General features: G+C 44.3%; 7 protein-coding genes. 5 read left to right on the forward strand and 2 right to left on the reverse strand.

The genetic code is table 11. From position 1 onward, the window contains the following. Position 1 precedes the first annotated feature (1 nt). A complete protein-coding gene (locus ACTXGH_RS09755; RefSeq protein WP_439296673.1) occupies positions 2 to 391 on the reverse strand; it encodes a RidA family protein in 390 nt (129 codons plus the stop codon). A 181-nt stretch (positions 392 to 572) separates the two neighbouring features. On the opposite strand from ACTXGH_RS09755, the gene ACTXGH_RS09760 reads away from it, so the two are divergent. Then, positions 573 to 1,514 carry a LysR family transcriptional regulator gene (locus ACTXGH_RS09760; RefSeq protein WP_439296672.1) on the forward strand — a complete coding sequence of 314 codons (942 nt, stop codon included), beginning with the start codon at positions 573 to 575 and terminating at the stop codon, positions 1,512 to 1,514. A 47-nt stretch (positions 1,515 to 1,561) separates the two neighbouring features. Here the strand turns inward: ACTXGH_RS09760 and ACTXGH_RS09765 are convergent, their stop codons facing one another. Continuing rightward, positions 1,562 to 3,352, reverse strand: a complete 1,791-nt coding sequence (locus ACTXGH_RS09765; protein ID WP_439261068.1) for a potassium/proton antiporter — start codon at positions 3,350 to 3,352, stop codon at positions 1,562 to 1,564. A 392-nt stretch (positions 3,353 to 3,744) separates the two neighbouring features. On the opposite strand from ACTXGH_RS09765, the gene ACTXGH_RS09770 reads away from it, so the two are divergent. The 4 genes from ACTXGH_RS09770 (at position 3,745) to ACTXGH_RS09785 (ending at position 10,060) form a co-directional block, all read left to right on the forward strand. Next, on the forward strand, positions 3,745 to 5,130 hold the full coding sequence (locus ACTXGH_RS09770; RefSeq protein ID WP_439296671.1) for a purine-cytosine permease family protein: 1,386 nt from the start codon (positions 3,745 to 3,747) through the stop codon (positions 5,128 to 5,130). Between the two features lie 117 nt (positions 5,131 to 5,247). Continuing rightward, on the forward strand, positions 5,248 to 7,032 hold the full coding sequence (gene capB / locus ACTXGH_RS09775) for a caprolactamase subunit beta (RefSeq protein WP_439261084.1): 1,785 nt from the start codon (positions 5,248 to 5,250) through the stop codon (positions 7,030 to 7,032). Between the two features lie 56 nt (positions 7,033 to 7,088). Then, positions 7,089 to 9,170 carry a caprolactamase subunit alpha gene (capA, locus tag ACTXGH_RS09780; protein WP_439296670.1) on the forward strand — a complete coding sequence of 694 codons (2,082 nt, stop codon included), beginning with the start codon at positions 7,089 to 7,091 and terminating at the stop codon, positions 9,168 to 9,170. Positions 9,171 to 9,316: 146 nt separating this feature from the next. After that, complete coding sequence (locus ACTXGH_RS09785; RefSeq protein WP_439296669.1) at positions 9,317 to 10,060, forward strand: cupin domain-containing protein; 744 nt, start codon at positions 9,317 to 9,319, stop codon at positions 10,058 to 10,060. Positions 10,061 to 10,134: the final 74 nt, after the last annotated feature.

Genomic DNA, 10,134 nt, shown 5'->3' on the forward strand with positions numbered 1-10,134 from the left:
CTTAAGGCACAGCAGCATAAACGACCAGCTCTACCAGCATCTCTTCACGAGCAAGCCCTGAGATCACCAGAGCGGCTCTGTTTGGATAAGGAGCTTCAAAGTATTCAGCATACACTTGGTTAACGGTTTTGAGATACTCGCGATCCGTCACATAAATAAGCACTTGCAATACCGAATCCATGCCGACATTGGCACATTCTAGTGTGTGCTTAAGATTGTCTAGCGTTTGCCGAGTTTGCGCCTCAATACCGCCTGCGACCACTTCACCATTTTCATCGATAGGAATCTGTGCGGTATACAGCGTGCCATTGTTAGTAATCGCCCACTCTAACGGTGACTTAGAAGCGTAAAGTGAGGTCTTAACGGGCTGCTTAGTGGTTTGAGTCGTCATGCGGTGTTCTTCCTTAGATAAATGGCGGCATCATCTGTTTAATTGATAGCCTGTATTGCGATGTTGCATCCATGCTACCCTTTTAATAATGACAAATCTAACTAATTAAATATTAAAATTGATAGATTTAATCTATCATAGTAGATATATTATTGATAAATAGATTTAGGCGGCAGAAAATATGAAAATACAGCAATTACGGCATTTTTTATTTGTGGTAAAAGAAGGCGGTTTTCGTGCCGCGGCTGAGCGCGCCAATCGATCACAAGCAGCGCTGTCAGCCTCCATCAAAGAGCTGGAAAAGACGCTCGGTCAGCGTTTATTTGAAAGTGGTAACAAAGCCACACTCACCCCTTTTGGTGAAACCTGCTTACCGAAGATTGAGCAATTCCTTACCACTTATAAAGCACTAGAAGATGATCTCAAAGCATCTGCGTCTGGTGACAAAGGTAAAATAAGAATTGCAAGCGTGCCATCGCTCGTCACCAAGCTGTTGCCAAGCGTGTTGGTCGAATACTCAAAAAAGCACCCTGATATTGAGATTGTATTGATAGATGATAATTCTGTTGGGGTAGCCAATCGATTATTGGCAGGAGAAGTAGATTTAGCATTGGGTAACTGTATCAGTATAGATCAGGCGGATATAGATTTTACCCCACTCATATCAGATCCTATTGGTGTCGTTTGCTTAAAAAGCAATTCGTTAAACCAGTTGAAAAGTCAGCCAGAAAAGCAGTCAAACAACCAGACAAAGAGCCAACGGAAAAAAGGGCTTAAGTGGCAACAGCTAGTCACGCAGCCTTTTATTTATAACGGTACTTGTCGATTGCTTGAAAACACGCCTGCCGAAGTACTCAATCGCAATGCACGCTACACGGTCAAAAACATCACGTCTTTATTTTCACTACTGCGCAATGATTTGGGTATCACGACTTTGCCCAAGCTCGCCTTCCCCTCTAATGAGCCAGAGCTGGTTTGGATTGACTTACTTGAGCCATCTTTGGATAGACAAATTGGTATTTTTAAGCTGGCGAATAAAACCATCTCACCGCCAGCGCAAGCCTTTTATGAGCTGTGTATTGCCTACGTTCAGAAGCATTACCCTTTGTCAGACATGGCCTGATTTTGCATAGCTTGGTTTTTTAACAGTATCAAAGCTTGTTTATTGTCTTAGACCATCGTTGGCAATTCTTGGTGTTTTAAGCCAATGGTTCTAAGCGCTCCCTTGTCATCGACCTCTTTAATAACTAACGACCATTCGTCATTTATCGTGACCGTATCACCCGACACTGGAGCCGTGTCCAAGCTTTCTTTAACGTACTCAGCCACGGTCTGCTGCCACATGTTTATTGATGGGTCGTCAGCTTTAGACTTGAGCTTATGTGTGAGGGTTTCGGATGCCATGACACCAGTAAAAAACGGTAAATCCCCAAGCTTTACACTGGGTGATAACAACCAATCTCCGTAGAAGTCATCAATGGCTTTACGATCTAACGTCGTATCATTAAAGATCTTGGCAATCTTACTGGCATGATTGCCCCTCATGGCGTACCAGACGCTATCACCAAATTTCAGCTTAGTATTTTCATCGACAATGACTATTTGTTGTCCACGCACTAGCGCAAAAATACTAATCTCATCAGGACTGACTCGGTTGGAGATGCCTTTAGGATGACGACCGATGGCAAACGCCCCTGATTGAACTTCAAACTCGTATAAAGTGATACTTGCCTTGTCTGACACCCAAACTTCGTGCTCCTCTTTTGGGTCTTTATTAGTCGGAATACGCACCTTAAATAAATTTGCCATAATAGGAATGGTCGTTCCTTGTAAAATCAACGATAAGACCACCACCCCAAACGCAATATCGAACAACATAAAAGCGCCATCTATTCCCGCCATGACTGGCAAAATGGCAAGGGTAATAGGGACAGCACCGCGCAAACCGACCCAAGAGATAAAACCAATCTCCCTATCTTTAAACTTAAAAGGCTTAACACTGGTATAGACGGCGATAGGTCGGGCAACCAAAATCATAAAGGCGGCGATTGCCACTGAATAATGCCAAACATTGATGACGTTTGATGGTGTGACTAATAGTCCTAAAACGACGAAGAGTACCGCTTGCGACAACCATGCAAAGCTATCCATCACTCGCATTACATGCTCAGTTGAGCGCACTTTATGGTTGCCAATTAGCACACCAGTGAGGTAGACAGCCAAAAAGCCACTACCGCCGATTAAATTGGTAGCTGCAAAGACTGACAAGCCAGCAGAAAGTATCAAAATTGCATACATACCCTCTGCTAAATGAACCTTGGGTAATAGCCTAGAGAGTAGATAACCGAAAAGTAAGCCCATTCCCAAGCCAAAGCTCAATTGCTGTAATAGCAATCCTAGAAATCCAAATACGGTCTGCCCAGCAGGATCTACATTTAGAGCGATTAAGCCCGTAACCAACAAGATAGCCAAAGGATCGTTGGCACCAGACTCTAATTCGAGCGTGGCTTGAACACGATCGTTGAGCTTGACCCCGCCATTACGTAATAGAGAAAATACTGCTGCCGCATCGGTCGAGCCAACGATTGCTGCCATCAGCAAACCAAAGCGCCAATCAACATCAAGTAACCAAGTAACGAAGACTCCTAGCACCATAACGGTAGCCAGTACGCCCCAAGTCGCTAGAGTGACCGCAGGCTTTAGACCGACTCGAAATGATTTAAACGAGGTACGCAATCCACCGTCTAACAAGATACAAGCTAAGGCCGCCTGCCCGACGAAGTTGGCAATATTATATTGTGAAAACTCAATTCCTAAGATACCCTGCTCGCCCGCCAACATGCCTACTGCTAAAAACAGCAGTAACAACGGAACGCCCAAGCGTGCTGATAGTGTACTTGCCATGATACTGGCAAAAATTAACAATGCCCCCACTAGGTATAGGATATTTAAGGTATCCATCTTTTTAAGCCCTATTTTTAATAATTATTATGATGGTATTGGTTATGGTGATTGAGCGAATTATAGTTACTGATAGTACTATAAATAACTATTACGGATGTGGCTAGGTGAAAGTTAACAAAAACCATCAATCAAAAAACCCTAACAACCCTGCACCCTCAATCAAAAACTCTGCATCTCCAGTCATTTTATTTCTTAAGGTATTGTCTATAGTTAAATGACTACAGTTATCTTTTTAGTTATAGAGATATTGTAGGAATAACACCATTTTACAGGACGTAAAAAACATGGTGTGGCTACTGTCAACGAAACAGAAGTCTTTGCTAATTATGTTTAGCCGATAGACGATTACGACGACGGTACAACCAATAGACTATCATAAGGAGTGTGATATGGCAGGTGTAATACAACCAAAGAATAAGGGCCAGGATAATTCTGCTACCCCTTCTGATCCTAACCAAGAGTTGGTGTCAAACGAAGATCGAGCTACAAAAGGTTCCTTAACCATGGCATGGTGGGGCGTCTGTAGCGCCATGTTCTATCTGGTCATTGGTATTGCAATGGCAGAGAACTATGGGACTAAGAATGCGATTATCGGCTTATTGATAAGCTGCGGCGCTTACGGAATCATAAATGGAATCATCACTCGCTATGCCATTCGCACAGGCATGTCAGTGGCCTTGTTTTCTCGCGTATTATTCGGTCATAAAGGCGCAGCTTTAGCGACACTGATATTTTTTGCCACGGCGATGTATTACGCGGTATTTGAAGGCTCTGTCATTGCCGTCACCTTTAGCCAAACTTACCCTTCTGTTCCTTACTGGATAGCCGCTTTGATCGTGGTGGCTTATAGTGTGCCTATGATTATGGGCAGCGTACAAAACTGGCTGGACAAACTAAATGGTGTGCTCTTGCCGTTTTACATTATCGGGCTCATTGCGGCGGTCGTCATGGCGACCAATGAGTATGGTTATAGTAGTGCTTGGCTGTCTTTAGGGCCTGAAGAAGCACTGCCTTTTGGCTGGTGGAACGTTGCCGTATATTACATGGGCATATGGGTATTGATGATGTATACCTTTGATTATGCGCGTTATGGCAAGCAAGAAGACAGCAAATTCTTATCTTGGTTTAATTTCGGCATCCCCTTCTATCTAGTCGCTTTTTTCTTGAGCGGACTGGCGGGGATTTATTTAGTGAGCACTATCCCCTTAGAAGGCGCATTATCCGAGGTGTCCATCACTTTAGGACTGGTAAAATTGATGGGTGTGTTCGGTCTTATCTTTGTCGTCGTTACACAAACTCGTATTAATACTGCCAACTACTTATTGGCGACAACCAATCTGCAAGCATTCCTCAAAGATACCATCAATATTCAAATTCCAAAATTTGTTGGCGCTTTATTAATTGGTACTTTTATTTTCGTTCTGATGCTACTCGATGTATTTGCTTATCTGTTACAAGCGCTTGCCTATCAAGGTGTATTTGTGGTGGCTTGGGTGGCGATTGCCCTCACCCATATTCTTTATCCTAAACGAAAAGACATCTTTGGCGCGGTTCCCATCATTGATCCGCAGCGCTTGCCAGCATTTGATAAGTCAGGATTGGTCGCTTGGATAGCAGCCTCAATCGTCGGAATCGTGCTTATGAATCTGGGCGGCAGCTGGGTCAATTGGTATGCGACCTTGACCTTTATTACAGCGACTGTCTTGTACGCGATATTGATGCCCAAAACTCAGCAACACGTTTTACAACTCTCACCAAAAACAACGACTGGCTAAATAAATGAGATAAAAAGTGCACTGACAGTCAAATACTGTGCCTGCTCAATCCATTTATTTGTGGTTAGCATTGTTATAGTAAAGCCAGTGCGATAATAAGATTACAAGGAGTGAATCATGAATCAAGCTAAAAACACCTCGACCACCGCTTCAACCAAGGCCCTCGATCCTATCACTTTATCCGTTGTCCGCGGCGCGTTAGAAACCGCGCAACGCGAGATGACACTTACCTTAGAAAAAACAGCACGCTCTAGTGTGTTTAACCTAGCGCATGATTATAGTAATGCGCTGTTTGATCATCTACCTGAGATGATACTGCAAGGTCAAGACATTCCTATTCATCTAGGCTCATTAATGCCAGCCATGAAAGCGGTGGCAGGATTTTATGGCGACGATATCCATGAAGGCGACATTATATATCATAATGACCCTGTCGTTATGGGCAGTCATATTTTAGATTGCTGCATGTATAAGCCTGTGTTTTATGACGGTGAGCTGGTATTTTGGACGGTATGTAAAGGTCATGTCACCGATATCGGCGGTCCTGTACCTGCTGGTTATAACCCAGATGCCAAAGAGATTTATGCCGAAGGCTTGCGCATTCCACCCATCAAAATATGGGAAAAAGGCGTTAGACGTGATGACGTTATCAACCTAATTCATAGCAATATGCGCTCACGTCGCAATCAAGAAGGCGATTTGAATGCCCAGTACGGTGCTTGCGCGGTTGGTGAGCGCAACATGATTGCGTTGCTAGACAAATATGGCGTAGAGACGGTTCGTGCAGCGATCGAAGAGCTGAAAAACATGGCTGATAAGCACATGCGCTCGCTCATCGAATCGCTGAATGATGGTGAGTATCATGGCGAGGCCGTTCTGGAAGATTCAGGGCATGGTCTTGGCGATTTGACTATCAGTGCAGACATTACTATCAAAGGTAGCGATGTACATATCAAGATAGATAGCCCGCCACAAGTGCCTTATTTTATCAACTCTTATGCCGGTAACTCAATGTCAGGCGTCTTGCTTGGCCTCATGATGTTCGCGCAAGTGGACCCTCCTTATAACGAAGGTCTGTATCGCTGCGTCACCGTTGATTTAGGTGAACATGGCACGCTATGTAATGCCAAAGAGCCAGCGCCTCACGTCAACTGTACCACCACACCGATGGAGACGCTGACAGATGCAGTTCGTAAGGCGTTAGAGGACGCAGCGCCTGAGCGCGTAACGGCATCATGGGGACATTCGTCAGGAGTCAACATCGCCGGCATTGATCCAAAAACGGGTGAGCAATATGTCACCATGGTACTCGCCTCTATTATCTCAGGCGCAGGCGCCACTCAGCAAATGGATGGTTGGCATGCTTGCGGGCCTTTGTGCTGCTTTGGTGCGTTAAGCTCAGGTGATATCGAGTTATTAGAATATCAATATCCTATCGTCGTCCATAAGTATGGACTGGCAGAAGATAGTGGTGGCGCAGGACGCTTGCGCGGCGGCTGCGGTACAGTTTGGGAGGTAGAACCCCTCGATCACACCATGACCGTTGTTGCTTTTGGTGAAGGGCGTCATATCCCAACGATGGGTGCAGGCGGTGCTGAGCAAATCTCTCCAGAGCTCAAGTTAGGAAAATTAGAAGTGTTCCGTGAAGGTGGCACCACCGATACTCATCTTCACAATACGGTAATTGAGATTAAGTCAGGAGAGCGCGCGCGGAATACCAATCCTGGTGGCGGCGGCTTTGGTCGCTCTTTTGAGCGTGAGCCTGAAGCGGTGCTACGTGACGTCATCGAAGGGATTGTCTCTGTGACTGCCGCTGCAAAAGAATACGGTGTCGTCATTGATAGCAAAACCATGCAACTAGATGAAAAAGCGACTCAAGCATTACGGGCAGAGGCGGCATAGTTGGTACAGGGATGTACTGACTCTACATATAAAATAGAAAAGTTTAAGGATGAATTATGAGTTATGAATTTCGTTTAGGCGTAGATGCTGGTGGTACTTTTACCGATTTCGTATTGGCTGAAAATGGGGGCGATATACATCTATTCAAAGCCCCTTCTACCCCTGAAGATGGTACTAAAGCGATTGCTAACGGGCTGCAACAGATTTCCGAAAAATTCAATCGCCCAATTACCGAGATCATCCAAGCCTGCGACTTATGTATTAATGGTACCACCGTTGCCCTAAATGCTCTGATTCAAATGAAAGGGGTAAAAGTAGGACTACTCTGTACGGAAGGTCATGAAGACAGCATTGAGATTCGTCTGGGCCATAAAGAAGAAGGCCACCGCTACGATGCAAGCTACCCGCCAGCACCGCAAATAGCGCCGCGGGATTTGCGCTTCCCTATTCGCGGTCGAATACTTGCCGATGGGACAGAGCGTGAAGAGCTCAATGAAGACGATATTTTAGCAGCCATAGAAGAGCTAAAACGCCAAAACGTCAAAAGCGTGGCCATCTCTTTTGTATGGTCAATACGCGATACCAAACATGAGCAACGAGCAAAAGAGCTGATACAGCAGCATATGCCAGATGTATTTGTGTGCTGCGGTAGTGAGGTCTATCCGCAGATTAAAGAATATACGCGTACCTCAACGACCCTAGTTAATGCCTATCTCAGTCCGATTATGTCATCTTACGTATATAAGATAGATGATTACTTCAAACAACTTGGCGCTGATCAACCAGTACGTTACTTCCAATCTAATGGCGGGCTTGCATTGGGTGAAGTCATGAAAGAGCGTGCGGTTAACGCGATCAACTCAGGGCCTGCCTCTGCCCCGCAAGCGGGATTGTATATCGCTGAACCTTTCGGTATTAATAACGTAATTACTGTCGATATGGGTGGTACCTCGTTCGATATTACACTAGCAAAAGATGGCAAAACCAGTCTAAATCGCGATATTGACTTTTTGCGCAATCGCATTGGTGTACCTATGATTCATGTCGAAACCCTAGGTGCTGGCGGTGGCTCTATTGGTCATATCAATAACTTTGGCATGTTAGAGGTCGGACCACAAAGTGCAGGCGCGACCCCAGGACCTGCGTGTTATGGTAAAGGTGGCACACTACCGACGGTCACCGATGCAAACTTAGTATTGGGATATTTGCAGTCTGGTGCCGTACTAGGCGGGATTGTCACTTTAGATGAAGATAAAGCAAAGGCTGCTATCGATGAGCATATTGCCAAGCCTTTAGATATCGATTTACCTCATGCAGCTTATGGTATTAGTACGATTGTCAATCAAAACATGGCCAATGGTATTCGCCGTATTACTATCGAAAAAGGCTATGACCCTCGCGACTTCGCTTTAGTTTGTGCTGGCGGTGCTGCGGGTATGCATATTATCTCACTAGCAGAGGAGATGGGTATCAATACAATACTTGTACCTAAGTCAGCTTCTTGCCTATGCGCTTTTGGACAAATCATCTCTGATGTCAAATACTCGTATCTAGCCACTCAAATTATGATTATGTCTGCAGATGTTGAGCTAGAAGCATTAAACGATACCCTTACAAGGCTTGAGCAAGACGGTATTACAAAGCTTAAAGAAGATGGATTTAGTGACGAAGATATAGAAATTGAACGCGCTATGGAGATGCGCTACGTTGGACAAGTCCATGAATGCAATGTCATCGTGCCAAACGGCAACATAGATAGTAATGCAGCCGAAGATATCCTACAAGCCTTCCACAAGCGTCATAAAGAATTGTATACTTATGATGAACGAGACAGTGCTGTAGAGCTTGTCAATGTAGAAGTTTCAATCATTGGGAAAGTCAACAAACCTGAGCTACCTACCCTAGATACTCAAGTTGGATCGGTGGAGAGCGCTAAAGTGGATGAGCGCAAGATGATACATGACCATACTTATCAATGGATGCAAACCCCTATTTATGATGGCAATAAACTGGGTGCAGGAGCGGTTGTTACCGGTCCAGCTTTGATTGAAGAGCCAACCACAACTATTGTGGTTAAACCTAATTGGCAAGCTGATTTGCATCAATCTGGAACATACAAGTTGAGCAAAATTCAATAATGTGGATATAATAGTCATAACTATTTCAGCCTTTCTCTCTTTATGGGAGAAGGGTATTTATCGTTTTTGTTAAGATAAATCTGAAAACCAAGTGGAGAGAATAAAGAGCTGTAAACTTATTACCTAGCATTTAAGGATGAATGCAAATGGAACATAGTCAAGGCATAAGCAAAAAACTCTATGAGCATATAGATAACACCAGTAGCACTCAAAAACCAATCAAGCCTTTACTAAATGCTGATGGCTGGCAAAACGCAATTAGTGATACCTATTTTGACTTAAAGGTACAAGTTAAAAACCCCAACCAGTTCACAGGTCAACTTCAACAAGCCATCCTAACCCAAATGGGTGTCTCAGGCTATATCGCGGATTCTGTACATTATCAACGTAGTGGACAGGATGTATCCAAGGCTTGCGATAGTATTTTGCTTACGTTTCCACTGAATGGCTCAGTGTGCTTTGAACAACAAAAACGGTTATTAACTTGTCACCCTGGTCAGTTCTTTATTGAGCTATCTCACCAACCTTATCAATTTTATCATACCGAAACGGTAAAGCTACAAGTCTTAAAAGTACCGATAGCCAGACTAGAAAACCATCAGCGTTTAATAGAGCAGTATTTTGCTCAGGCCATTACTACTGAACAAGGCTCGGGCAGACTACTTAATCATCAAATCAATCATGCTCTGCACCTTGCCACTAACTTTACATTATCCTCTACAGAGTCTCAGTTTCTCGAGCAACAACTATTAGACTTAATCATACATACTCTACATCGACCCACCTTATCTCTAGCAGATAGTCAAAACTCAACGATCAAAGCCGCGCATCTACAACGGATCGAAGACTTTATACATTTTAACTTAGCCAATCCTCAGATTTCTCCTTGAACCGCCCCGGGATTGTCGGAGACTCAACATTCTGAGAGAATACAACGATGAAAACACGACACTACACCCCCGAG

The organism is Psychrobacter sp. 1Y10 (assembly GCF_052259005.1).
Lineage (GTDB): Bacteria > Pseudomonadota > Gammaproteobacteria > Pseudomonadales > Moraxellaceae > Psychrobacter > Psychrobacter saeujeotis.

Coding starts and splice junctions, on each gene's coding strand:
- ACTXGH_RS09755 (WP_439296673.1), bottom strand. CDS start 391: ATGACGACTCAAACCACTAAGCAGCCCGTTAAGACCTCACTTTACGCT.
- ACTXGH_RS09760 (WP_439296672.1), top strand. CDS start 573: ATGAAAATACAGCAATTACGGCATTTTTTATTTGTGGTAAAAGAAGGC.
- ACTXGH_RS09765 (WP_439261068.1), bottom strand. CDS start 3,352: ATGGATACCTTAAATATCCTATACCTAGTGGGGGCATTGTTAATTTTT.
- ACTXGH_RS09770 (WP_439296671.1), top strand. CDS start 3,745: ATGGCAGGTGTAATACAACCAAAGAATAAGGGCCAGGATAATTCTGCT.
- capB (WP_439261084.1), top strand. CDS start 5,248: ATGAATCAAGCTAAAAACACCTCGACCACCGCTTCAACCAAGGCCCTC.
- capA (WP_439296670.1), top strand. CDS start 7,089: ATGAGTTATGAATTTCGTTTAGGCGTAGATGCTGGTGGTACTTTTACC.
- ACTXGH_RS09785 (WP_439296669.1), top strand. CDS start 9,317: ATGGAACATAGTCAAGGCATAAGCAAAAAACTCTATGAGCATATAGAT.